The sequence below is a fragment of the Micrococcus sp. EYE_212 genome (assembly GCF_023147585.1).
Lineage (GTDB): Bacteria > Actinomycetota > Actinomycetes > Actinomycetales > Micrococcaceae > Micrococcus.
Map to the genome: position 1 here is coordinate 54,718 of NZ_JAHXOZ010000006.1, position 24,202 is coordinate 78,919.

Sequence of the window (24,202 nt, forward strand, 5' to 3'; positions counted from 1 at the left end):
TATGGACAAGGACTCGACCGGACAGGGATCGGACGCCGCCGCCTCGCCGAAGGGCTACATCGAGGAGGGCGGCTACGACCGCGACACGAACTACATCGGCGACCGCATCGTCGCCGACCCGGGCGCCGTCCGGGCGCGGCCCACGGAGGAGCCCGCGCGGGTGGGGCGCGTGGGCGGCGGCCTCGCCGAGGGCGCGGAGGCCTGGCCCGTGGAGGCCGGCCGCTACCGCCTCGTGGCGGCGCGGGCCTGCCCGTGGGCCAACCGCGCCATCATCGTCCGGCGCCTGCTGGGGCTCGAGGACGCGATCTCGCTCGGGATGCCGGGACCCGTCCACGACGAGCGCTCGTGGACGTTCGACCTCGACGAGGGCGGCACGGACCCCGTGCTCGGCACGCACTGGCTCCAGGAGAACTACGTCGAGCGCTTCCCGGACTACCCGCGCGGCATCACGGTGCCCGCCCTCGTGGACGTGCCCACCGGCGGCGTGGTGACCAACGACTACCCGCAGATCACCCTGGACTTCAGCACCGAGTGGACCGCGTTCCACCGCGACGGCGCCCCGCAGCTGATCCCCGACGCCGGACCCGAGCGCGACGAGATGTTCGAGGTCATCGAGCGCGTGTTCACCGAGGTCAACAACGGGGTGTACCGCTGCGGCTTCGCGGGGGAGCAGGAGTCCTACGGCGAGGCCTACGACCGGCTCTGGACCGCGATGGACTGGCTCGAGGAGCGCCTCACCACGCGCCGGTTCCTCATGGGCGCGACCATCACCGAGGCGGACGTGCGCCTGTTCACCACGCTCGCCCGCTTCGACCCCGTCTACCACGGCCACTTCAAGGCGAACCGGCAGAGGCTCGCCGAGATGCCCGCGCTGTGGGCCTACGCGCGGGACCTCTTCCAGACGCCCGGCTTCGGCGACACGATCGACTTCGACCAGATCAAGCACCACTACTACGAGGTGCACCGGGACGTGAACCCCACCGGGATCGTGCCGAAGGGCCCGGACCTGACCGGCTGGATGAGCGCGCACCGCCGTGAGGAGCTGGGCGGCCGCCCCTTCGGCGACGGCACCGCGCCCGGGCCCGTCCGCGAGGGCGAGGCCGTGGACCCGGAGCACACGCCGCTGCGCTGAGGGGCGGGGTCAGGATCGCCTTCCCTGCGTGGCGGGCGCCCCGATCCGGGACGAGGATGCTCGCATGAGCACCGACCTCCCCTCCGTCTCCGCCGCCCACGACGCCGCCGAGCCCCACGCGCAGAACGGCCTGCAGCAGCGACTGAACTGGCTGCGCGCGGGCGTCCTCGGCGCGAACGACGGCATCGTCTCCGTCGCCGCGACCGTCGTCGGCGTGGCCGGGGCGACCACCGCGGTGGCTCCCGTCATGCTCGCGGGCGGGGCCGCCGTCGTCGGCGGGGCGGTGTCCATGGCGCTCGGGGAGTACGTGTCCGTCTCCTCCTCCTCGGACTCGCAGAAGGCGCTGATCCAGAAGGAGCGCCGCGAGCTCGCGGCGGACCCGGAGGGGGAGTTCGAGGAGCTCGTGGAGCTCTACGAGGCCGAGGGGCTGAGCCGGCCGACCGCGGAGTCCGTGGCCCGCGAGCTCACGGAGAAGGACGCCCTCACCGCGCACCTGCGCATGGAGCTCGGGATGCGCGAGGACGACGTCGTCAGCCCGTGGGCCGCGGCGGGCGCCTCCTTCATCGCGTTCCTGCTGGGTGCGCTGCTCCCGTTCCTCACCATCATCCTGGCGCCCGTGGACATCCGCGTGCCGCTCACCTTCGCGACGACGCTGCTCGCGCTCGCCGTGACCGGCGCCGTGGGCGCGTGGCTCGGCGGCGCCCGGCCGATCCCCGCGATGCTGCGCGTGGTCCTCGGCGGCGCGCTCGCCCTCGCGCTCACGTTCGCCGTGGGCGCGTGGCTCGGCACGAACGTGGTGTGACCGGGGTGGTGGCGGCATGACCGGGCCGACGCGCACGGTGCCCGGACGAACAGGGCCGGAACGGACCCCCGACGGGCACCACATCGTCGTGGACGGGCGGACGTGGCGAGCGCAGGACCCGCACATCCCCGAGGCCCTCGGGGCCGAGCTCGTGAAGGGGCTCATGGCCGCGCGTCGGCTCGTGACGACGGACCCGACGAGGGCGCGCCCCCGCGTGCAGGACGCGAAGGTGGCGCTGGGGGAGCGGGGCGAGCCGTGGTGGGAGCCCACGCCGGAGGGGACGCGGACGAGGCTGGCCGCGGCGATGCGCACCCTGCTGCGCGCCCGTGGCCAGGGCACGACCATCTGTCCCTCCGACGCCGCGCGCGTGGCCGGAGGCGAGGACTGGCGTGACCTGATGGACGCCGCGCGCGAGGTGGCTGCCGAGCTGCACGCGGACGGCGTCGCGGAGGTGCGGCAGAAGGGCGAGCGGGTGGAGGACCCGCGCGCCGCGCGCGGGCCGATCCGGCTCGCGGCAGGACCGGAGCTGGGGTGAGAGCCGGACTCTGCTGAGGCCGGCCGGGGCTTCCCCGGCCCCCGCGGCCGCTCGCACACCGGGTCCATGGGTGAGGGGGAGGACGAGTCCGGCGCCCCGCAGGCCAAGGACCCGGAGACGGACGAGGCCCTGCGTCGGGAGCACCGACCTCCGCGCGCGTCTCCACTCCACGGCGTCGCCCACCCCGAGGGATTGTTGAACAATCCGCCCCGCTGGTCCATCATGGAGTGATCTGGGCGACACCGCGCGAGAGGACCCTTCCATGCACATCGACCTGAACAGCGACGTCGGCGAGTCGTTCGGCAACTGGACCATGGGCGACGACGCCGCCGTCTTCCAGAGCGTCTCCTCCGCGAACGTGGCCTGCGGCTTCCACGCCGGCGACCCCTCGGGCATCGTGCAGACCTGCCGCGACGCCGTCGCCGCGGGCATCACGATCGGCGCCCACGTGGGCTACCGCGACCTCGCCGGCTTCGGCCGCCGCTTCCTGGACTGCTCGCCCACCGAGCTCGCCGACGACGTGCTCTACCAGCTGGGCGCCCTCGAGGCCCTGGCCCGCTCCGCCGGCGGCATCATCCGCTACGTGAAGCCGCACGGCGCCCTCTACAACACGATCGTCCACCACCAGGCGCACGCCCAGGCCGTCGTCGACGCCGTCAAGGCCTTCGGCGGTGACCTCCCGCTGCTGCTCCTGCCCGGCTCGATCGCCCTGGACAAGGCCGCGAGGGCCGGCCTGCGCGGCGTCGCCGAGGCGTTCGCCGACCGCGGCTACACCCCCGACGGCACGCTCGTCTCGCGCCGCGAGCCCGGTGCAGTCCTCCACGACGAGGCCGAGGTGGCCGAGCGCATGGTGCGCCTGGCCACCGACGGCGTCCTCCGCGCCGTGGACGGCACGGACGTCCGCGTCGAGGCGGAGAGCATCTGCCTCCACGGGGACACCCCCGGCGCCGTCGCGATGGCCGCCGCCGTCCGGGCGGGCCTGGAGTCCGCGGGCGTCGAGATCCGGCCCTTCGCGTGAGCCGCCCCGCGTTCCGCGCGCCGACCCTGCGCTGGGCAGGACCCACCGCGCTGCTGCTCGAGTGCGCGAACCTGGGCGACGTGATGCGCCTGCATGCGCACGTCACCGCTCACCCCTTCCAGGGCCAGCGCGAGGCGATCGCCGCGGCCGAGACCGTCCTCCTCGTCTTCCGCACGCGCGGCGAGGCCCTGGACGCCTCCCGAGAGGTCATGGGCATCGTCCCGGACGACCATGTGGCCGACGAGGCGCGCACCGTCACCGTCGACGTCCTCTACGACGGCGAGGACCTCGCCGACGTCGCCGAGCTCACCGGGATGAGCGTGGACGCCGTGATCGCGGCGCACACGAGCGCCGACTGGTTCGGCGCCTTCGGCGGCTTCGCCCCCGGCTTCACCTACTGCGCCGCGGACCCCGCCCCGTTCGAGGTCCCCCGCCGCACGAGCCCGCGGACCGCGGTGCCGGCCGGCTCCGTGGCCGTGGCCGGGGAGTTCTCCGCCGTGTACCCGCGCGTCTCGCCCGGCGGCTGGCAGCTCCTCGGCCGCACCGACGCCGTCCTCTGGGACCTCGAGCGCGCCGAGCCGGCCCTGATCCGCCCCGGCGACCGTGTGCGCTACCGCGCCGTCCGCGAGCTCGCCACGCTCACCGCGGCCCCCGCCCCCGCTCCGGCCCAGGCCGACGACGGGGCGCCCGCCGCCGACCGCCCCGGCCTGACGGTGGTGGAGCCCGGCATGCAGTCGCTCATCCAGGACCTCGCCCGCCACGGCTGGGGCGATCTCGGCGTCACGCCGTCCGGCGCCGCCGACCGCACGGCGGCGCGCCAGGCCAACCGGATCGTCGGCAACACCTCCGGCGAGGCCGTCATCGAGACGCTCCTGGGCGGGCTCACCCTCACGGCCCGCGGGACGCAGGTGCTCGCGCTGACCGGCGCGGAGGCGCGCGGCGCCATCACCGCCGTGCCCGCCGACCTCGGCCCCGCGACGCGCCCCGCCCCCGTGGGCGTCCCGTTCGCCCTCCTGGACGGCGAGACCCTCACCCTCGAGGAGCCGGCCGCGGGCCTGCGCACCTATGTGGGCCTGCGCGGCGGGATCGACGTGCCGCTCGTGCTCGGCAGTCGCGCCACGGACGTGATGTCCGGGATCGGCCCGAAGCCGCTGGCCGCGGGCACCCGCGTCGACCGCCGTCTGGACCCGGGCCACGCCCTCGTGGGCGATCCCGAGCCGCCCGTGCGCGTCACCCCGACCGCCGGCTCCGTCACGGAGCTGCGCATCGTGCTGGGCCCCCGCGACGACTGGTTCGACGCCGCCTCGATCGATCGCCTCACCACGCAGGAGTGGCTCGTCACCGCCGAGTCCAACCGGATCGGCGTGCGCCTGGCCGCCCCCGAGGACGGCGCCCCGCTCGTGCGCTCCCGCGAGGGCGAGCTCGCGAGCGAGGGCGTGTTCACGGGCTCGCTGCAGGTGCCGCCCTCGGGGCAGCCCGTCCTGTTCCTGGCCGACCACCCGGTGACGGGCGGCTATCCGGTGATCGCCGTCGTCGCCCCCGAGGACCTCGGCGCCGCAGCCCAGCTCCCCCCGGGCGCCCGCGTGCGCCTCACCCCCATCTCCGTGACGGACCCCGCGCCCGTCGACCCCGCTGTCACCGACCCCGCCGAGGAGGCCTGAGCCATGCCGCAGCTCACCAAGATCCTGATCGCCAACCGAGGCGAGATCGCCGTGCGCGTCGCGCGCGCCTGCCGTGACCACGGCCTGGCCTCCGTCGCCGTGTACTCGGACCCGGACGCGGACGCCCTGCACGTGGCCGTCGCCGACGAGGCCTTCCACCTGCCCGGCACCTCCTCCGCCGAGACGTACCTGGACATGGATGCGCTCATCGACGTCGCCCGCCGCGCGGGCGCCGATGGCGTGCACCCGGGCTACGGCTTCCTCTCCGAGAACGCGGACTTCGCCCAGAAGGTCATGGACGCCGGCCTGACCTGGATCGGCCCCACCCCGCAGGCGATCTGCGACCTGGGCGACAAGATCACCGCCCGCGCGATCGCCCAGCGTGCCGGCGCCCCGCTCGTGCCCGGCTCCGACGGCCCTGTGGAGTCCCCCGCCGAGGCGCGCGCCTTCGCGGAGGAGCACGGCCTGCCGATCGCCATCAAGGCGGCCTTCGGCGGCGGCGGCCGCGGCATCAAGGTGGTCCGCGAGCTCGACGACGTGGAGGACGCCTTCGCCTCCGCCACGCGCGAGGCCGTGACGGCCTTCGGCCGCGGCGAGTGCTTCGTGGAGCGCTTCCTGGACCGGCCGCGCCACGTGGAGGCCCAGGTCCTGGCGGACACGCACGGCACCGTCGTGGTGGTGGGCACGCGTGACTGCTCCCTGCAGCGCCGCAACCAGAAGCTCGTGGAGGAGGCCCCCGCCCCGTTCCTCACGGACGAGCAGCGCACCCGCATCCACGAGTCCGCCCGCCGCATCTGCGCCGAGGCCGGCTACACCGGCGCCGGCACCGTGGAGTACCTCGTCGCCCCGGACGGGCTCATCAGCTTCCTCGAGGTGAACACCCGCCTGCAGGTGGAGCACCCCGTCACCGAGGAGACCACCGGCGTGGACCTCGTGGGCGAGCAGTTCCGCATCGCGGCGGGGGAGCGGCTCTCCCTCACCGAGGACCCGAGGCCGCGCGGCCACGCCCTCGAGTTCCGGCTCAACGCCGAGGACCCGGCCATGGGCTTCCTGCCCTCGCCCGGCCCGGTGGAGGTGTTCGAGTCCCCGACCGGACCCGGCATCCGCGTGGACTCGGGCGTGCGCTCCGGCTCCGTGGTGCCCGGGCACTACGACTCGCTCATGGCCAAGCTCATCGTGTGGGGTGCGGACCGCCCCCAGGCCATCGCCCGCGCGAAGGACGCCCTCGCCGAGCTGCGCATCGAGGGCCTGCCCTCCGTGCTGCCGTTCCACCGCGCCGTCCTGGACGACGAGGACTTCACCCGCGCGGACCGGATGGGCGTGTACACCACGTGGATCGAGTCGGCCTTCGCCGCCGAGCTCGAGTCCTCGCCGTACCTCGGCGCCGCCGCGCCGGAGAACACGCGCACTCAGATGACCGTGGACATCGACGGCCGGGCCGTCCGCCTGGGGCTGCCGTCCGCCGTCCACGCCGCGCTCCTGGGCGGGGGCGGCTCCCGGGGCCGCGCGGCGCTCGCCGCCGCCCCCGCGGCGGAGGACGCCGGTGCCGTCACGGCCCCCATCACCGGCTCGCTCGTGGCGTGGAAGGCCGACGACGGCGCGCAGGTCGCCGCGGGCGACGTCGTGGCTGTGATGGAGGCCATGAAGATGGAGACCACCGTGAAGGCTCCGTCCGCCGGCGTCTTCCGCCGCGAGTCGCTCGAGCCCGGCACCGCCCTCACCCGAGGCCAGCGGCTGGGCGTCGTGGGCGGATGAGGCTCGGCAGCCGCGGTCCCCGGCGTCCCGATGGCGCCGGGAGCCCGCCCTCCCTGGAGCCCGCCGCCGTCGGGGCCGCCCGGCGCGTGCGCGAGCGCATCGCCGCCGCGCAGCTGGCCCCGGGCACGCGGCTGGGGGAGGTGGCCCTCGCCGCGGAGCTGGGCGTGAGCCGCAACAGCCTCCGAGAGGCCTTCGCGGCGCTCGCCGCAGAGCGCCTGCTGGTGCGCATCCCGCACCGCGGCGTGTTCGTGGCTCACCCCACGGAGGCCGACGTCTCGGAGATCTTCCGCACCCGCCGCGTGATCGAGCTGAGCGCGCTCCGCTGGGGCAGCCCGGATCGCATCGCCGTGGAGGAGCTGGCCGAGATCGCCCGCCTGGCCGCCGACGCGGACCGGGAGCCCCGCCTGCTCGGCGACGTGAACCACCGGCTCCACGCGGCGATCGTCCGGCTGCTGGACTCCCGCGACCTCGAGGCCGTCATGGACGGCGTCCTCGCCCGCCTGCGCCTCGCGTTCCAGCCGATGGACGTCCTGACCGACCTCCACCCGCGCTTCGCCGCGCGCAACCGCCGGCTGGCCGAGCTCATCGCGGACGGGGAGCTCGAGTCCGCGGCCGAGATCCTGGGCCCCTACCTCGACGAGGCCGAGCACACGGTGCTCGAGCACCTCGGCTCCCGCGGCGGACGGCCGGGCCCGCAGCTCCCCGCCAGCGGCTGACGGCCCACGGACGACGAGACGCCCTCCCGGTCCGCTGTGGACCGGGAGGGCGTCTCGTCGTTCGCGCGGGGTGCGAGCGGTCAGCCCGCGAAGAGCTGGAGCATGGGCTGGAAGGCGCGCACGGCGATGAACACCGAGAGCAGCCACGCGAGCACGCCCACCGCGATGAGCCACACCGGGTAGCGGTATCCGCCCATGAGGTCGCGGCGGAAGGCGGCGACGATGAGCAGCACGGCGAAGCCCACCGGCAGGATCAGGGCGTTGAACGCGCCGGCGAACACCAGCAGCGTGGTGGGCGCCTGGCGCAGCACCAGGTACAGCACCGCGCACACCACGATGAACCCCACCGTCAGCAGGTTGCGCGTCCGGTCCGAGGTGGTGGACTTCGTGATGAAGGAGACCGAGGTGTAGGAGGCACCGATCACCGAGGTGAGGGCGGCGGCCCAGAAGATCACGCCGAACATGCGCAGGCCGACCTCGCCGGCGGCGGCCTGGAAGGCGTGGGCGGCCTGGTTCGTGGTGCCCAGGTCCGCGCCGGAGGCCACCACGCCGAGGACGGCGAGGAAGAGCAGCACGCGCATCAGGCCGGTGATGATGATCGAGAGCACGGAGCTGTTGGTGATGGACTTGACGCTGTCCACGCCGGAGACGCCCGAGTCGATCATGCGGTGCGCGCCGGCGTACGTGATGTAGCCGCCCACGGTGCCGCCGACGAGGGTGGCCAGCGCGAGGAACATGCCCTGGTCCAGGTTGCCGACGTTCACGGACTGGGTCAGCGCCTCCCCGACCGGCGGGTTCGAGACGATCGCCACGTAGAGCATCAGGGCGATCATGAGGGCGCCCAGGATGACGACGATGCGGTCCAGTGCGGCGCCGGCGCGCTTCGAGAGGAAGATCGCGATGGCGATCAGGGCGGAGACGGCGCCGCCGATCAGGGCGTCCGCGCCGAGCATGGCGTTGAGGCCGAGGCCGGTGCCGGCGATGTTGCCGATGTTGAAGACCATGCCGCCGATGAACACGAGGGCGGAGAGCAGCCAGCCGAGGCCGGGGAGCACGCGGTTGGCCAGCTCCTGCGCACGCAGGCCGGCGACGCCGATGACGCGCCACACGTTCATCTGAACGGCGATGTCGATGAGGATCGAGACCAGGATCGCCAGGGCGAACGCGGCGCCGAGCTGCACCGTGAACGTGGAGGTCTGGGTGATGAACCCGGGGCCGATCGCGCTCGTGGCCATGAGGAACATGGCGCCGAGCAGGGCCGTGCGGCGCTGGGGGGAGGAGAGGGCGGTGGAGCCCTGGGCGGGCGTGCTCTGCGTCGTCCCCTGCGGGGCGGGAGCGGGATGTGCCATGGGGGGCCTTCCGGAGGAGTGGGGAGCGCGCGGGGGTCCCGGCAGGGGTGATTCCTGTCACGTGGCGCGAAGGTGACGGTACATGTTGTTCAACAATCTGGCCAGTCATCCGACGGTGCCGGAGGAGTGTCCCGGCGTGGACGTGACGTTCCGCCGCCGCGCGTCGGGGCTGCCACGGAGGTCTGACAGGGGAGAGTCTTCTGCATGGCATCGTCGTCCCCGGCCCCCCCAGCCCGCCTCGGAGGAGGAGCGGGCCGGCCTGGCCCGCCTTCTGGAGGATCCGCTCCAGACGAGTGAGACCAGCCGGGACGAACGACTCGCGTGGGGCGTGACGGTGGCCGCGATGCTGGCCGCCCAGTCCAGGCTCGAGGCCTCCCTGCACCGGGAGTGCGGCGTCACGCCCGTCGAGTACCACCTCCTGATGGTGCTCCTCGGCGAGGACGGCGATCCCGAGTCCGGCGAGGTGGCCGTGAGCGTGGCGGCCACCCGCGTGAGCTCCTCCCTCTCCCGTCTGTCACACGTGGTGCGCCGGCTCGACGCGCGCGGCTGGCTGGCCAGCCGCCCCTCCGCCACCGACGCCCGCGTCACCCTGGTGCGCCTCACGTCCGAGGGCCTCGAGCGTGCCGTGCGGTGCTCGGCGGTCTACACCCGCCTGGTGGGTGAGATATGGGTGCAGCACCTGGACGAGACGGACGTCCGTGACGCCGCGCGGGTGTCCGCGAAGGTCCTCGCGGGCCTGCGTGAGGACCACTGGATCCTCCCGCTCGCGTCCGAGGCGTCCGCCGACGCCGACGCGCGCAGGTCCGCCGGGCCGGGTCCGCGCGCCGGCTCCTGATCCGTGCTCCGGCACGTCGCCGCGCGCCTTCGGACCGAGTTTGGTCCGCATGGGGTGCTCCCCGTAAGATGGGACGGCGCACGCCGCGTTGTTCTCATTCTCCCTGCCCTCGGGCGTGGGGGCTGGGTCGGAAAAGCAACGCGCTCCCGCAGACCGGATCCCGGTGACGTCCCCTCCCGTGGGGCGAGCCGGGGCTCACCGTTCACACCAGCGATCCCATAAGGCACTTCGGTTGGCTCTCACCCAGCCTGGTCCACCTTTTCGAGAAGTCGCAGTAAGAGTGCGGTGTCCACACCCGGGGCGGGGCTCACAGGTTGTCCCTGGACGACGAGTCCGGGGCGCAGCGCACTGCGGGTTCCGCCCGTCCTTTTACTACTACTTGCCACGAGGAGTGATCATGGCAGCACACTGCCAGGTAACCGGGGCTGGGCCGGGATTCGGCCACAGCATCTCCCACTCGCATCGCCGCAACAAGCGTCGGTTCGACCCGAACATCCAGAAGAAGACCTACTGGGTCCCGTCCCTGCGCCGCAACGTCACGCTGACGCTGTCGGCCAAGGGCATCAAGACCATCGACGTGCGCGGCATCGACGCCGTCATCGCGGATCTCATCGCGAAGGGAGTGAAGTTCTGACATGGCCAAGGACAAGGACGTTCGTCCGATCATCAAGCTGAAGTCCACCGCCGGCACGGGCTACACCTACGTGACGCGCAAGAACCGCCGCAACAACCCGGATCGCATCACCCTGAAGAAGTACGACCCGGTGGTCCGCAAGCACGTCGACTTCCGAGAGGAGCGCTGAGATGGCCAAGAAGTCCATGATCGCCAAGAACGAGCAGCGCAAGGCCATCGTCGCCCGCTGGGCCGAGAAGCGCGCCGAGATGCGCAAGACCCTGGTCGACCCCGACGCCTCGGACGAGGCCCGCGAGGCCGCCCGCATCGGCCTGCAGAAGATGCCCCGCGACGCCTCGCCGGTGCGCGTGCGCAACCGCGACGTCATCGACGGCCGCCCCCGTGGCACCTTCCAGCGCTTCGGCATCTCCCGCGTGCGCTTCCGCGACATGGCGCACCGTGGCGAGCTGCCCGGCGTGACCAAGTCCTCCTGGTGACCTGAGGCGCCGGGCCCCTCGGCCCGGTGCGTCGGAGACCGGCCCTCGACGGCCGTCGCCACCCCGCCGACGGCGGTGGGCGCCATCCCTGCGATGGCCCCACCGCCGTCGGCGTTCGTGCACCTGAGGGCGTTCCGGCCCGGAATTCGCGGAATCACGCCGCTCAGATGGGGCGGAGGCCGGACGCAGGTGGTACGTTCGCAACTGGCAGCTCGGGTCGATCGACCCGGGTCCGACATCAACGTCCCACAGGGAGGACCCCATGGCCATGAACCGCAAGGATCTCGTCGCCGCCGTCGCTGAGCGCGCCGGCACCACCCAGTCCGCCGTCAGCGACACCGTGGATGCGCTCTTCGAGGTGCTCTCCGCTCAGGTGAAGAAGGGCGAGAAGGTCTCGATCCCCGGCTGGCTCGCCGTCGAGCGCACCGAGCGCAAGGAGCGCACCGGCCGCAACCCCCGCACCGGCGAGGAGATCACCATCCCGGCCGGTCACTCCGTGAAGGTCACCGCCGGCTCCAAGCTCAAGGCCGCCGCCTCCGAGTGATCGGTCCCGGTGCCTGAGCGCCTCGTGACGAGGCGGCCGGCACGGCCCAGACGGGCGCCCCGCACGCGCGGGGCGCCCGTCGTCGTCTCGACGGGCGATCTCCGGACTGCGTCCGCGTCCACGAGGCGTAGAATCGAGGGCACCGCCGGTCCCGCGACGTAGGGGGGAGGAGCCCGCCATGGAACACGCGTCCCCGCGTGTCGTCCGCGGCCCCGCCCGCCTGCTGCGAGGCTGGGCCGGCGCCTCCGCGATGACCCTGCTCGCCGCCCTGTTCCACGCGGCCGCCTCCCCGGGCCACGGCGCTCCGGGGCCGGGCCTGCTGCTCGCGAGCACCGTCCTCGCCGCCCCGCTGTGCACCGCCCTCGCCGGCCGCGCGCTGAGCCTGTGGCGCACCGTGACGGCCGTGATCGGGGCGCAGGGCCTCTTCCACGCGCTGTACGGCCTCTCCCACGGCGGGCACTCTGTGGCCGCCGCCTCCGCCGAGCACGCCGGCCACCTCGGCCGCGCCACGGCCGGGGGAGCGCCGCTGCTCGCGGTGGTGCCCGGACCGGCGTCGGCCGGGGCGCCGACGGACGCCGGGGCGGCCATGCTCGCGGCGCACCTCGTCGCCGCCGTCCTCACCGTGGCGGTGCTGCGCTGGGGCGAGCGCGCCGTCGTGGCGCTCGCGGAGCGCGTCCTGGAGACCACCCTGATCCTGTGGGCCAGCGCCCCCGCCCCCGCCCCGGCCCGCCCCGCGGGCCGCCCGGCCCCGCGCGCCGCGGGCCCCGTGGAGTCCCTCCTCGTCCTCAGCACGCCGGGTCTGCGCGGGCCGCCCTTCGCCCTCGCGGCCTGATGGCGCCCCGTGGGCGCGGGCCGCACGCGCCCCCACCCGCTCTGCATCTCGGCCCCGGCCGCGGCACGTCCGCGCTCCCGAGGGCCGGGGAGGACACCATGCACCCCCACACCCCCGTCTCAAGCCCCGACTCGACCCCCGTCTCCATCCCCCGCCCCTCCCGCATCGCCCCGCGTCCCGCCCTGCGCGCCGCCGCCGGGCTCGCGCTGCTCCCCGCCCTGGCCCTGGCCGGGGCGACGCCGGCCGCCGCGCACGACGAGCTGGTCAAGGCCGTCCCCGCGCAGGGGGCGTCCGCAACCGACGCGCCGTCCGAGGTCTCGCTGACCTTCAGCGGCGACCTGATCGACGGCCAGGGCATCAAGAACCTGGCGCAGGTGCGCGACGCGCACGGCAGTCAGTGGCAGGCCGGCCCCGGCACCGTCGACGGGCCCACCCTGAGCGTGCCCCTGTGCGAGGGCCTGCCGAACGGCGCGTACGACGTCGCCTACCGCGTGGTCTACTCGGACGGCCACTCCGAGGAGCAGACCTACGCGTTCACCGTGGAGGACCCCGCCGCCCCGGCCGAGGGCACCGCGCCCGAGGGCTGCGGCGTGGCCGCCGCCGGCACCTCCACCCCCGCATCGACGTCTCCGGCCGCCGGGGAGTCCTCGGCGCCGTCCGAGTCCACCACAGCCGGCTCCACCGCGTCCGACCCGGCGGCGTCGTCCGCCGCGGCCGCGAACGCACCGGCCTCGGCCGAGGACGAGGGGCTGCCCGGCTGGGTGTGGCCTCTCGGCATCGGCGGCCTGCTGGTGCTGGGCCTCGGCGCGCTCGCGCTGCACCGCAAGGCCACGGCGCTCGGCCACCTCGACGCCGACCGCTGAGCGCTCTCCCACCGCCTCACCGACGCCAGCCGCCCCCGGACACCCGGGGCGCGCGGCCGCGACGTCGTCCCCGCATCTCCGGCGCGTCCTCGCGCCCTTCCTTCTGAAGGACACCGACATGCCCTCGAACACCACCCATCCCTCCTCCCGTCCCTCCTCCCGCCTCGGCCTCGCCGCCGTCCTCGCCGCCTCGGCCCTCACCCTGAGCGCGTGCACCGGCGGCGCCGAGCCCGCTCCGACGTCCAGCGCTGCGGCCGGCTCGGCGGCCACGGTCTCCGCCTCCTCCGCCCCCGGTGCCGCGTCGTCGTCGTCGGCCGCGTCCGGCTCCGGCACCGCCGCCTCCGAGGGCGCCCAGGCCGCGTCCCTGCGCGTCGTGGACCCGTGGACCAAGGCCGTCGACGGCGCCATGACCGGCTCGTTCGGCACGCTCGAGAACGCGTCCGACGCCCCGCTCCACATCGTCTCCGTGACCTCGCCGTCCGCTCCCCGCGCGGAGCTGCACGAGATGGCCGACGGCCCGAACGGCCAGAAGGTCATGCGCGAGACCGAGGACGGCCTCACCGTGCCGGCCGGGGGCTCGCTGGAGCTCGTGCCCGGTGGCCGTCACGTCATGCTCATGGGCCTCACGGACCCCGTGGAGCCGGGCGAGGAGGTCGCCTACACGCTGGCCCTCGAGGACGGCTCCACGCTCGACGTGCGGTCTCTCGCCCGCCCGTTCACGGGGGCGAACGAGTCCTACCACGGCGGTGAGGCGGGGGCGGCGGCCCCCTCCTCCCTGGACCACTCGGGGATGGAGCACGGCACCTCGTCCGCCGCGGCGCCGGGATCGGCCGGCCATGGAGACCACTGACCCCACCCGACGCGGGCTCCTCTTCGGCGCCGGAGCGCTCGGCGGGGGCATGCTCGGATCCGCCCTGGGGTTCGGCGCCGGCCACGCGGCCGGCGCCCCCGGGTCGGCGGCCCCCGCTCCGGGGACCCCGTCCGCCTCGCCCTCCGACGTCATGGGCGACACCGGCCTCGAGGGCGCCGAGCCCGGCTCCGGCTGGGCCGAGCCGGGCGGCGAGGCCGAGCGCGTCGCGGTCAGCTCGCCTGTGGGCACGGACACCGTGCCGTTCCACGGACCGCGCCAGGCCGGCGTCGACACCCCCGCCCAGACGCATGCCCTGTTCCTCGCGCTCGACCTCGAGCCGGGGACGGACCGTGAGCGGATCGGCCGACTGCTGCGCCTGCTGAGCGATGACGCCGCCCGCCTCACACAGGGGCGGGCAACCCTGGCCGACACCGAGCCCGAGCTCGCCGCCGCGCCCGCACGGCTGACGGTGACGTTCGGCTTCGGGCCGGAGCTGGTGCGGCGGGTGAAGCCCGCGGCCGTCCCGGAGTGGCTGGGGCCGCTGCCGGCCTTCCCCGAGATCGATCGGCTCGAGGCACGCTTCAGCGGCGGTGACCTGCTGCTGCAGATCTGCGGCGACGACCGCATCTCGGTGGCGCACGCCCGCCGGATGCTCCTCAAGGTCGCGCGACCGTTCGCGGGACTGCGCTGGTCGCAGGAGGGGTTCCGCTCCGCCCGCGGCGCGCACCCCACCGGCACCACGATGCGCAACCTCTTCGGCCAGGTGGACGGGACGGCGAACCCCGCCGCCGAGACGCCGCACCTCGACCGCGTGGTCTGGGGCGTCGGGGCCGAGCAGGTGGGCATCAGCCCGTGGATCACGGACGGCACGTCCCTGGTGCTGCGGCGGATCGACATGCTCATGGACACGTGGGACGAGCTGGACCGCCCGGCGAAGGAGAAGACGATCGGCCGCACCCTCGGCACGGGCGCCCCGCTCACCGGGGAGGCGGAGGGGGATGCGCCGGACTTCGCGGCGCTCGGCCCGGCCGGGTTCCCCGTCATCCCGGAGGACTCCCACCTGGCCCGCGCCCGGATGGACGTCCCCGAGTACGGGATGCTCCGGCGCGGCTACAACTACGACGACGGCCCGACCGGTGCCGGACTCCTCTTCGCCGCCTACCAGGCGGACGTGGAGCGGCAGTTCGTCCCGGTGCAGCGGCGGCTCGCCGAGTCCGACCGGCTCAACATCTGGACGCGCCCGGTCGGCTCCGCCGTGTTCGCGATCCCGCCCGGCTGCGCCGAGGGCGGCTTCGTGGGCGACGTCCTGTTCGCCTGATCCTCCGCCCCTGCTGATTGAATGGATCCCATGCCCTCCGCTCCCGCTTCCCCCGCCGACGCGCCCGCGTCGGCCGCACCGCGCTCCACGGATCCCAGGACCGTCGGCCGCGTCGGCGTGCCCGCGTGGGTGTGGCCCGTGGCCGCGGCCGCCGGCGTGCTCGCGCTCGTGCTGACCGCGTGGTTGACCGGCGTCTCCGCGGCCCGCGCGCTCTCGGACCCCGGCCCGATCACGCGGTGGGGCGTGCCGCTCGCGACGGCGGTCTCCCACACCGCCATGGCCCTCACCATCGGTGCGACCATCCTGGCGGCCGGGATCCTTCCCCCGCACGCGGCCGGCGCGGAACGGCGGCACCGCTCGGGCGCCCAGCGCCGTGCCGACGCCGCCGCGGGGCCGCTGCCGGAGCACCCGGCCTTCGCGGGGGTGATGCAGGTGGCCGCGTGGGCGGCGGGGACGTGGACGGTGGCGGCGCTCGCCGTCGGGATCCTCTCCTACTCGGACCTGGCCGGCATCCCGGTGACCGCGGGGCAGGGGTTCACGGACGGGCTCCTGGCCTACGCGGCCTCCATCTCCGTGGGCCGCGCGTGGTTCTGGGTCACGGTGATCGCCGCCGTGGTGACCACCCTCGTGATCGCGGTGCGCTCCCACTCCGGGCTGTTCTGGACCGGCATCCTCGCGATGCTGGCGATCGTCCCGCTCGCGCTGATCGGCCACGCGGCCGGCGGCGACGACCACTACGGCGCCGTGAACTCGATCGGCCTGCACCTGATCGGCGTCGTCACGTGGGTGGGCGGCCTGCTCGCACTCGCCGCGATCTCGAGCACGCTGACCGGGCCGAACGGGGCGCAGGGCCACGGCGCGAGCACCCGCCGCCAGGGCCCCGCGCCCCTGCTGCACACCGTGGTCTCCCGCTACTCCCTTCTCGCCGGGCTGGGCCTGGTGACCGTGGTGCTGTCCGGCATCGTGAACGCCGCGCTGCGCATGGAGCACCTCTCCCAGCTGGCCAGCCCGTACGGCCTCGTCGTCGTCGCCAAGGCCGTGGCCGCCGTGGTGCTCGGCGCCATCGGGCTCGTGCACCGGCGCAGCATCATCCCCCGCTTGGGCGCGGACGGGGAGGCGGAGAGCCCGGCCGCGGCCCGCCGACTGCTGTGGCAGCTGATCGCGGTGGAGGCGGTGATCATGGCGGCCGTCATGGGCGTCTCCGCCGTCCTCGCCCGCACCGCGCCGCCCAAGCCGGAGGAGCTGGCCCCGGACGCCACCCCCGCCCGCATCCTCACCGGGTACGAGATGCCCCCCGAGCTCACGCCCGAGCGCTGGTTCACCCTGTGGCGCTTCGACTGGCTGTGGGTGGCCATCATCGCGTTCCTGGCCGTGTGGTACGTCCGCTCCACCCTCCAGCTGCACCGGCGCGGCGACCGCTGGCCCGTGCTGCGCACCCTCTCCTGGCTCACGGGCCTCGCCGTGCTCCTGTGGGCGACGTCCGGCGCTCCCGCGGTGTACGGCATGGTGCTGTTCAGCGCGCACATGGTGGGCCACATGACGCTGACCATGATCGTGCCCCTGTTCCTCGTGATGGGCGCCCCCATCACGCTCGCGCTGCGCGCCCTGCCCTCGCGCACGGACGGCACGCGCGGGCCGCGCGAGTGGATCCTGTGGATCGTGCACTCGCCGTGGGGCCGGTTCATCACGAACCCGATTGTGGCGGGGGTGAACTTCGCCGGGTCGATCCTCGTCTTCTACTACACGGACTTCTTCCGGTTCGCCCTCGAGGAGCACGTGGGGCACGAGTTCATGAACGTGCACTTCCTTCTCACCGGGTTCATCTTCGCCCTGGTCATGGTGGGCTCGGACCCGCTGCCCGACCGCCCGGCGTACCCGCTGCGCCTCGTGCTGCTGCTGGCCACCATGGTGTTCCACGCGTTCATCGGCGTGGCCATGACCTCCTCCACGGGCCTGCTCCAGGCCTCGTGGTTCGGCAACCTCGGCCGGGACTGGGGTCCGCCCGCCCTCGAGGACCAGCGCATCGGCGGCGGCATCATGTGGGGCATCGGCGAGTTCCCCACCGTGGCCATGGCCGTGACCGTGGCGGTGCTCTGGTACCGCAGCGACACGAAGAACGCCGTGCGCCTGGACCGCAAGGCCGACCGGGACGGCGACGCCGAGCTGAACGCGTGGAACGCCATGTACGCGAACCTGAACCACGCGCCGGCCCCGGCGGACGGGTCTCCCTCCGTGGGAGCCCCGCCCGTCCGCGCGTCCGCCGCCGAGACCCCCGCCGCCGAGAGCGCCGGCGCGGCGAGCCCCGCCGACCACCTCCAGGAGCCCCAGCATGGCCGCTGACCCGCGTCCCCACCGTCCCTCGTCCCGGGCCCCGCGGCGCCGCGGCCTCGCCGGGATCGCGGCGGCGTCCGCGCTCGTCCTCGCGGGCTGCGGCGCCGACGACGCCGGCGACGGGGGCGACGCGGGCGCCGGTCCGTCCCCCGGCGCGTCCGTGCCCGCTGCCGAGGCCAGCTCCGCCGCCGCCGGGCTGGACCTGGGGGACCGGCCGGACCAGCGCATGGCCGAGGCCGCCGCGCTGCGGGCCGCGACCTTCGGCTTCATCCGGCAGCAGGCCGCCTCGGAGCAGGAGATCGCCGCGGCGCGCGAGGACAGCCGCCAGCGGCAGGCCGACGGCGGCCGCACCACGGTGGAGCCCGCCTCCTGCAAGCCGCCCCTCGCGGCTCTCGACTTCTCGCCGATCCTGCTCGACCAGGAGGAGGTGACGCGCGTGGACGTGGGCGCGGACTCCTTCTCCGGCACCGGAACGGTGGAGGTGGCCACGCTCGACGGCCCGGGGCGCCAGCAGGTGGAGCAGCATCTGCAGACCGCGAACAGCCTGCTGGCCGACTGCCGGCAGATGGACATGACGGTGCGCGAGGGCGGCGGCACCGAGGACTACCGACTCCTCACCCGGCCCGCCGAGCTCTCGGACGGCTCGCCTGCCCAGTCCGGCCTCGTGTGGCAGCGCTCGCTGGCCTCGGAGGAGTCCCCGCAGCTGACCGCGCAGGTGCTCACCGCCGTCGCCGGCGACCACGTGGTGATGGTGTCCTTCTCGGGGCAGGACCAGGCCGGGGAGCGGCAGTTCACCCTGATGGCCGAGGAGATCCTGGCCGCGGCGCTGCGCGCGGGCTGACCGCCGCGCTCTCGGGCAGCGAGGTGCGGCCGGCCGGGCGGCCGCGGTGGCCGGAGCCGCCGCGGCCCGCGGCCCCGGCTTTGCGACGCGGCATGTCGTGACCCGCGGGGCGGGGGACCACAATGGACGCCATGACGTCGCAGAATGCCTCCTCGCCCACCCTCTCCATGCCGCGCACGAGCGCCCGCGTGCGGGCCTCCGAGCTCGTGGGCCGCGGCTGGCTCAACACCGGCGGGGAGACCGTCACCCTCGCGGACCTGCGCGGCAAGATCGTGATCCTCGACTTCTGGACGTTCTGCTGCATCAACTGCCTCCACGTGCTGGACGAGCTGCGCCCCCTGGAGGAGGAGTTCTCGGACGTGGTGGTGACCGTGGGCGTGCACTCGCCCAAGTTCGAGCACGAGGCGGACCCGGCGGCGCTCGCGGCCGCCGTCGAGCGCTACGCGATCGCCCACCCCGTGCTGGACGACCCCGAGCTGACCACGTGGCAGGCCTACTCGGCGCGCGCGTGGCCCACCCTCGTGGTGGTGGACCCCGAGGGGTGCATCGCCGCCACCCTCTCCGGTGAGGGCCACGTGGCGGGCCTGCACTCCCTCGTGCAGGAGCTCGTGGCGGAGCACGAGGCCAAGGGCACCCTGCACCGGGACAGCGGGCCGTACGTGCCGCCGGCCCCGGTGGCGCGGGACCTGAAGTTCCCCGGCAAGGCCGTCTCGCTCGGCGGGCGCGGCTCGCAGCCGGGCGCGTTCCTCGTGGCGGACACGGGACACCACCGGATCGTCGAGGTCGCCGAGGACCTCACCACCGTGCTGCGCGCGTGGGGCGGCGGGGACCCGGCGCAGGCCTCGGCGGAGGCGGCCGGGCTCGCCCTCCCGACGCCGGGCACGCGCGGGCACCGCGACGGCGGCCCGGAGACCGCCCTCTTCAACGAGCCCAACGGCCTGCTCGTGCTGCCCGAGGACGTGGCGGCCCGGCTCGGGTGCGACGTGCTGGTGGCCGACACCGTGAACCACCGCCTGCGCGGTCTCTCGCTCACCACGGGCGAGGTCACCACCCTGGCCGGCAACGGCGTGCAGCGCCTGATCGACTCCGAGCGGGCCAAGGCCGCGGCCGGCGCCGACGGGGCGGACCCCGCGGACGGCCCCGCCGTCGACCTGGGCGTGATCGAGGCGGACCCGCTGACCGTCTCCCTCTCCTCGCCGTGGGACCTCGCGTGGGACGGCGCGGCCGGGCGCGTGGTCGTGGCGATGGCCGGCACGCACCAGCTCTTCTCCTTCGACCCCGAGGCGCGCCGCCTCGCGGTCTTCGCGGGCACCGGCCTCGAGGGTCTCACCGACGGCGCCGCCGCCACCGCGTGGTTCGCGCAGACCTCCGGCCTCTCCTACGGCCCGGACGCCACCCTGTGGGCCGCCGACTCCGAGACCTCCGCGATCCGCTGGGTGCGCGAGGCGGACGGGGAGCGCACGGTGGGCACCGCCGTCGGGACGGGCCTGTTCGACTTCGGCTTCGTGGACGGCGAGGCCGCCCAGGCCCGGCTCCAGCACCCGCTCGGGGTGACCGCGCTGCCGGACGGCTCCGTGCTCGTGGCGGACACGTACAACGGGGCGATCCGCCGGTACGCGCCCGCCGGCGAGGACGCCGCCGGCCGCCCGACGCCGGCCGTGGTCTCCACCCTGGCGCGGGGTCTCCAGGAGCCCTCCGACGTGCTCGTGGAGGAGGACGCGGAGGGGAACGCGAGCGCGATCGTCGTCGTGGAGACCAACGCGCACCGGCTCGTGCGGATCGGCGTGCCCGAGGAGTACCTGAGCGTGGACGAGGGCGCGCGCCAGACGCAGCGGCCCCGCACGCCGATGGTGGCGGGCGAGGTGACGCTGGGGATCGGCTTCGCGGCGCCCTCCGGGCAGAAGCTCGACGACCGCTGGGGCGACCCCACGCAGCTCAAGGTCTCCTCCTCGCCGGAGGAGCTGCTCCTCGAGGGCGCGGGCACGTCCACGGGGCTGAGCCGCACGCTGCGCCTGAACCCGGACGTCCCCGAGGGCGTCCTGCACATCACCGCGCGCGCCGCGGCGTGCGACGGCGAGAAGGGCCAGCCGATCCCGGACCACGCGGCCTGCCACCTGTACCAGCAGGACTGGGGGATCCCCGTGAGCGTGCACGCCCCCGGGCAGGCCCCGGAGGGTGCGGAGTCCCGCCTGGACCTGGACCTGCGCGGGATACACTGAGCCCGACGTCCCACCGCCGACCCGAAGGGTGCGCAGTCCCATGACCACGCTCATCGTCGCCTCGTCCCACCACGGCTCCACCCGCGAGATCGCCGAGCGCGTCGCCGAGGTGCTGCGGACCAGCCAGTCCGTGGAGACCGTCGTGGAGGATCCCGCCGGCGCCGCCGCCTGGCTGGACACCGCGGACGCCGTCATCGTCGCCGCGCCCGTGTACACCGGCTCCCTCGACGCGGAGGCCAAGCACTTCCTGGACTCTCGCCGCGCCGAGCTGTCCCTGCGCCCGCTGGTCATCCTGGCCTCCGGCGGCGCCCCGGAGCCGCTGCCCAAGGTCGCCGCGCAGCTCGAGACCTACGGTGCCCGGGACGTGGCCTACTTCCGCGGGGCCCTCGTGGAGGAGCGGCTCAGCTGGATCGAGCGCATGAAGCTGAAGGTCTCCAAGAACGAGCACTACGGCGACTTCCGCGACTGGGACGCCATCGAGCGCTGGGCCAAGTCCCTCACGCACCACGGCGTGCGCTGACCCCGCGCCTCCACCGACGACGTCGGCCCGCACCCTCCTGAAGGATGGGGCGGGCCGACGTCGTCCCCGGCGCGGGTCAGCGGCCGAACAGCCCGCCCAGCAGCCCGCCGCCGCGGCGGCTGCGCGTGCCGAACACGCCGCGCACCACCTCGCGGCCCAGCTGTGTGCCGGCCGACTTCACGAAGTTGCCCATGGCCCTCTCGAACTCGCTGGGCTTCTCGGCCTCCCGCCGCGCGCGCTCGGCGGCCTTCTCCTCCTCGCGGCGCATCTTCTCGAGGTCGCCGAGGTCGACCCCGGAGACCACCGTGCCGCCGTCGGCGCGCCCGTCCGCCAGGCGGGCGTCCTCCCCGCGGGCGCTGCCGCCGGTGGCGGGCGCCTCCGTGGACGCGGCCTCGGCCGCCAGCTTCTCCGCCGCGGACTCCCGGTCCACGGCCGTGCCGTACTCCGCCATGAGCGGGGAGGCCGCCACGATCGCCTGCATGGCCTCGGCCGCGGCGGGCTCCATGGCCGACTCGGGGGACCACATGCGGGTCAGCGCCACGGGCGTCGGGGCCCCGTCCGGATCCATCACCGTGACCACGGCCTCGCCGACCTTCGCGGAGGTGAGGACCTCGGCGAGGTCGTAGTCCGTCGTCGGGAAGGTCTGGACGGTCTGCTTGAGCGCCTTGGCGTCCTGCGGGGTGAAGGCGCGCAGCGCGTGCTGGACGCGGTTGGCCAGCTGGCCGAGCACCTCGGCGGGCACGTCCTGCGGCGTCTGGGTGACGAAGAACAGGCCCACGCCCTTCGAGCGGATGAGCCGCACGGTGGTCGTGATGGAGTCCAGGAACGCGTCCGAGGCGCCCTTGAAGATCAGGTGCGCCTCATCGAGGAAGAACACGAGCTTGGGCTTGTCCAGGTCGCCCGCCTCGGGGAGCTCGGCGAAGAGGTCGGCCAGCAGCCAGATCATGAAGGTGGAGAACAGCTGCGGCTTGGTGGCCAGGGTGGGCAGCTCGAGGGCCGAGATCACGCCGCGGCCGTCCGGGGCCACGCGCAGCAGCTCGGCGGTCTCGAACTCGGGCACGCCGAAGAAGCGGTCCATGCCCGCGGCCTCCAGGCCCGTGACCTCGCGCAGGATCACGTTGGCGGTGGCCTTCGCGACGCCGCCCAGGCCCTTGAGGTCGTCCTTGCCCTCGTCGCTGGTCAGGTGGGTGACTACGGCCTTGAGGTCCGTGAGGTCGTCCAGCGGCAGGTCACGCTCGTTCGCCCAGTGGACCATGAGCTGCAGGCAGGACTCCTGGGTCTCGTTGAGGTCCATCACGCGGGAGAGCAGCAGAGGGCCGAAGGCGTCCACGGTGGCGCGCACCGGCACCCCGACGCCGTCGCCGCCCAGGGCGAGGAACTCGACCGGGTAGGCGCGCGGCTCCCACGGCATGCCGGTGGCGGCGGTGCGCTCGGAGAGCTTGTCCGAGGCCGTCCCCGCGGTGGCCAGGCCGGAGAGGTCGCCCTTCACGTCCGCGAGGAACACGGGGACGCCGGCCTTCGAGAGCTGCTCGGCCATCATCTGCAGCGTCTTCGTCTTGCCCGTGCCGGTGGCGCCGGCCACGAGGCCGTGGCGGTTCATCATGCGCAGCGGCAGGCGCACGGGCACCTCGGGGTGCACCTCGCCGTCCACGACGGCGGCCCCCAGCGTGAGTGTGGGGTCCTCGAAGGTGTAGCCCTGGCGGATGGACTCGAGCAGGCCGTCGCCCGCGGTGTTCTCGCTCATGCGGCTCATCCTAGGGCGCACCCCGGCCGTGGCACGTGCGCCGCCGGCGGGCGGGCTCGGCACGGTCAGGCCAGCACGAGCGCCACACCGATCATCGCCGGGATCGCGACGACCGTGGTCACCAGGATGGTGTCCTTCGAGACGCGCAGGCCGGCGTCGTAGCGCACGGCGGAGACGTACACGTTCTGCGCCGTGGGCAGGGAGGCCAGCACGACGGCGACGAACACGTGCCGGGCGTCGAGCCCGAACACGAACTGGGCCAGCACCCAGGCCAGCAGCGGGTGGACGAGCAGCTTCACGGCCGAGGCGATCAGCACGTCCGCCCGACGGCCGCCGGCCCGTGCGAGCGGACGCGAGCCCACGAGCGACATGCCGAACGCGAGGAGCATGGCCGGGATGGACAGCCCGCCGATCAGCTCGACGGACTGCATGAGCGGCCCCGGAAGCGCCCAGCCGGTGACGGAGAAGAGCAGGCCGAGCATCGCGCCCACGACCATGGGGTTGCGGGCGGTCTGGCCGAGCTGGGCGAGCGCCGCCCGTCCGGGGGAGCGGCGCACCGCCCGCCGGCCGGTGGCCCGCTCCTCGGCCTCCCGTGCCGTCGTGGCGTCCATGGCGGCCACGTACAGCGGCGTGTAGACCGCCAGCTGGAAGATGAGCGCCGGCGCGGCGAGGGCCGCGTCGCCGAGCACGTACGTGGCGATCGGGATGCCCAGATTGGCCGAGTTGACGAGGGACGAGCTCAGGGCGGCCATGACGCGCTCCGAGGGCGGCCGGCCCTGGAGCAGGGGCACCGTGACGGCCAGGTACACGCCCGCGGCGGCGAGCGCGGAGATCGCGGCCACCCACAGCTGGGGGCCCAGCACGGCGGCGACGTCCGCGCGGGAGAGGGTGACGAAGAGCAGGGCGGGGTTGCCCACGAAGAACGCGGTGCGCGAGAGCACCGTGCGGGCGTCCTCGCCGAGCACGCCCGTGCGCCCCACGAGGAAGCCGACGGCGATGATCACCCACACCACGGCGAAGCCGGAGAGGACCTGCTGCACGTCGGGCCTCCTTCCGGGGAGTCGCGGGGGACGGTGTCATGAGACCAGGGCTCGCGCCGGGGCTGCCGGGGCCTCGCGGCGGGCCGCGCGCACACGGCCCGCACAGGGTACCCCGGGCGGGGCGCTCGAGACGGGTGCCGGCGTTGTGAGGGGCCGTGCGCACGAGGAAGGGGCCGGATCCTGGTGG

The 24,202-nt window shown here is 74.6% G+C and carries 24 protein-coding genes; 21 read left to right on the forward strand and 3 right to left on the reverse strand.

The genetic code is table 11. The features are described from left to right. Window position 1: 1 nt before the first annotated feature. The 8 genes from KZX60_RS05495 to KZX60_RS05530 all read left to right on the forward strand — a co-directional run bounded on the left by KZX60_RS05495 (window position 2) and on the right by KZX60_RS05530 (window position 7,619). Window positions 2–1,132 carry a glutathione S-transferase C-terminal domain-containing protein gene (locus KZX60_RS05495; protein ID WP_248116249.1) on the forward strand — a complete coding sequence of 377 codons (1,131 nt, stop codon included), beginning with the start codon at window positions 2–4 and terminating at the stop codon, window positions 1,130–1,132. Window positions 1,133–1,196: 64 nt separating this feature from the next. Beyond that, window positions 1,197–1,934 (forward strand): VIT family protein, encoded by a 738-nt coding sequence (locus KZX60_RS05500; protein ID WP_248116251.1) that lies wholly within the window; start codon window positions 1,197–1,199, stop codon window positions 1,932–1,934. Between the two features lie 16 nt (window positions 1,935–1,950). After that, complete coding sequence (locus KZX60_RS05505; protein WP_248116253.1) at window positions 1,951–2,469, forward strand: DUF3253 domain-containing protein; 519 nt, start codon at window positions 1,951–1,953, stop codon at window positions 2,467–2,469. Between the two features lie 66 nt (window positions 2,470–2,535). Next, window positions 2,536–2,700 carry a hypothetical protein gene (locus KZX60_RS05510; RefSeq protein WP_248116255.1) on the forward strand — a complete coding sequence of 55 codons (165 nt, stop codon included), beginning with the start codon at window positions 2,536–2,538 and terminating at the stop codon, window positions 2,698–2,700. A gap of 31 nt (window positions 2,701–2,731) precedes the next feature. Next, window positions 2,732–3,487 carry a 5-oxoprolinase subunit PxpA gene (locus KZX60_RS05515; protein ID WP_248116257.1) on the forward strand — a complete coding sequence of 252 codons (756 nt, stop codon included), beginning with the start codon at window positions 2,732–2,734 and terminating at the stop codon, window positions 3,485–3,487. Further along, window positions 3,484–5,148 (forward strand): 5-oxoprolinase/urea amidolyase family protein, encoded by a 1,665-nt coding sequence (locus KZX60_RS05520; RefSeq protein WP_248116259.1) that lies wholly within the window; start codon window positions 3,484–3,486, stop codon window positions 5,146–5,148. Before KZX60_RS05515 ends, KZX60_RS05520 begins: the two co-directional genes overlap by 4 nt. A gap of 3 nt (window positions 5,149–5,151) precedes the next feature. Next, window positions 5,152–6,903: a biotin carboxylase N-terminal domain-containing protein gene (locus KZX60_RS05525; protein ID WP_248116261.1), complete on the forward strand. Its 1,752-nt coding sequence runs from the start codon at window positions 5,152–5,154 to the stop codon at window positions 6,901–6,903. 86 nt (window positions 6,904–6,989) lie between these two features. Next, entirely contained in the window at window positions 6,990–7,619 is a 630-nt protein-coding gene (locus KZX60_RS05530) for a GntR family transcriptional regulator (protein WP_248116263.1), read from the forward strand. Between the two features lie 80 nt (window positions 7,620–7,699). Here the strand turns inward: KZX60_RS05530 and KZX60_RS05535 are convergent, their stop codons facing one another. Further along, entirely contained in the window at window positions 7,700–8,968 is a 1,269-nt protein-coding gene (locus KZX60_RS05535; RefSeq protein ID WP_248116265.1) for an NRAMP family divalent metal transporter, read from the reverse strand. 343 nt (window positions 8,969–9,311) lie between these two features. On the opposite strand from KZX60_RS05535, the gene KZX60_RS05540 reads away from it, so the two are divergent. The 13 genes from KZX60_RS05540 (at window position 9,312) to KZX60_RS05600 (ending at window position 21,231) form a co-directional block, all read left to right on the forward strand. Then, complete coding sequence (locus KZX60_RS05540; protein ID WP_248116267.1) at window positions 9,312–9,803, forward strand: MarR family winged helix-turn-helix transcriptional regulator; 492 nt, start codon at window positions 9,312–9,314, stop codon at window positions 9,801–9,803. Between the two features lie 397 nt (window positions 9,804–10,200). After that, window positions 10,201–10,437 carry a 50S ribosomal protein L28 gene (rpmB, locus tag KZX60_RS05545; protein ID WP_248116269.1) on the forward strand — a complete coding sequence of 79 codons (237 nt, stop codon included), beginning with the start codon at window positions 10,201–10,203 and terminating at the stop codon, window positions 10,435–10,437. Window position 10,438: 1 nt separating this feature from the next. Next, window positions 10,439–10,606 carry a 50S ribosomal protein L33 gene (rpmG, locus tag KZX60_RS05550; protein WP_017488899.1) on the forward strand — a complete coding sequence of 56 codons (168 nt, stop codon included), beginning with the start codon at window positions 10,439–10,441 and terminating at the stop codon, window positions 10,604–10,606. Window position 10,607: 1 nt separating this feature from the next. Next, the gene (gene rpsN, locus KZX60_RS05555; protein ID WP_248116271.1) at window positions 10,608–10,913 is read left to right on the forward strand and encodes a 30S ribosomal protein S14; all 306 of its coding nucleotides are present in this window, start codon (window positions 10,608–10,610) and stop codon (window positions 10,911–10,913) included. A gap of 262 nt (window positions 10,914–11,175) precedes the next feature. Then, entirely contained in the window at window positions 11,176–11,457 is a 282-nt protein-coding gene (locus KZX60_RS05560) for an HU family DNA-binding protein (RefSeq protein ID WP_248116273.1), read from the forward strand. Window positions 11,458–11,635: 178 nt separating this feature from the next. Then, a complete protein-coding gene (locus KZX60_RS05565; RefSeq protein ID WP_248116275.1) occupies window positions 11,636–12,289 on the forward strand; it encodes a hypothetical protein in 654 nt (217 codons plus the stop codon). Between the two features lie 98 nt (window positions 12,290–12,387). After that, window positions 12,388–13,152 (forward strand): copper resistance CopC family protein, encoded by a 765-nt coding sequence (locus tag KZX60_RS11975; RefSeq protein WP_282442628.1) that lies wholly within the window; start codon window positions 12,388–12,390, stop codon window positions 13,150–13,152. A 118-nt stretch (window positions 13,153–13,270) separates the two neighbouring features. Next, a complete protein-coding gene (locus tag KZX60_RS05575) occupies window positions 13,271–14,002 on the forward strand; it encodes a copper chaperone PCu(A)C (protein ID WP_248116277.1) in 732 nt (243 codons plus the stop codon). Continuing rightward, window positions 13,989–15,320, forward strand: a complete 1,332-nt coding sequence (locus tag KZX60_RS05580; protein ID WP_248116279.1) for a Dyp-type peroxidase — start codon at window positions 13,989–13,991, stop codon at window positions 15,318–15,320. Before KZX60_RS05575 ends, KZX60_RS05580 begins: the two co-directional genes overlap by 14 nt. A gap of 30 nt (window positions 15,321–15,350) precedes the next feature. Beyond that, entirely contained in the window at window positions 15,351–17,660 is a 2,310-nt protein-coding gene (locus KZX60_RS05585; protein WP_248116281.1) for a cytochrome c oxidase assembly protein, read from the forward strand. Further along, a complete protein-coding gene (locus tag KZX60_RS05590) occupies window positions 17,650–18,492 on the forward strand; it encodes a hypothetical protein (RefSeq protein WP_248116283.1) in 843 nt (280 codons plus the stop codon). The genes KZX60_RS05585 and KZX60_RS05590 overlap by 11 nt, the downstream gene beginning before the upstream one ends. Window positions 18,493–18,623: 131 nt before the next feature. Next, window positions 18,624–20,711 (forward strand): NHL domain-containing thioredoxin family protein, encoded by a 2,088-nt coding sequence (locus tag KZX60_RS05595; RefSeq protein ID WP_248116285.1) that lies wholly within the window; start codon window positions 18,624–18,626, stop codon window positions 20,709–20,711. 40 nt (window positions 20,712–20,751) lie between these two features. Continuing rightward, entirely contained in the window at window positions 20,752–21,231 is a 480-nt protein-coding gene (locus KZX60_RS05600; protein ID WP_248116287.1) for a flavodoxin domain-containing protein, read from the forward strand. Between the two features lie 76 nt (window positions 21,232–21,307). Here KZX60_RS05600 and KZX60_RS05605 read toward each other — a convergent pair whose 3' ends face one another. Further along, complete coding sequence (locus KZX60_RS05605) at window positions 21,308–22,975, reverse strand: helicase HerA-like domain-containing protein (protein ID WP_248116289.1); 1,668 nt, start codon at window positions 22,973–22,975, stop codon at window positions 21,308–21,310. A 65-nt stretch (window positions 22,976–23,040) separates the two neighbouring features. Beyond that, the gene (locus tag KZX60_RS05610) at window positions 23,041–24,015 is read right to left on the reverse strand and encodes an AEC family transporter (RefSeq protein ID WP_248116291.1); all 975 of its coding nucleotides are present in this window, start codon (window positions 24,013–24,015) and stop codon (window positions 23,041–23,043) included. Between the last annotated feature and the right edge of the window lie 187 nt (window positions 24,016–24,202).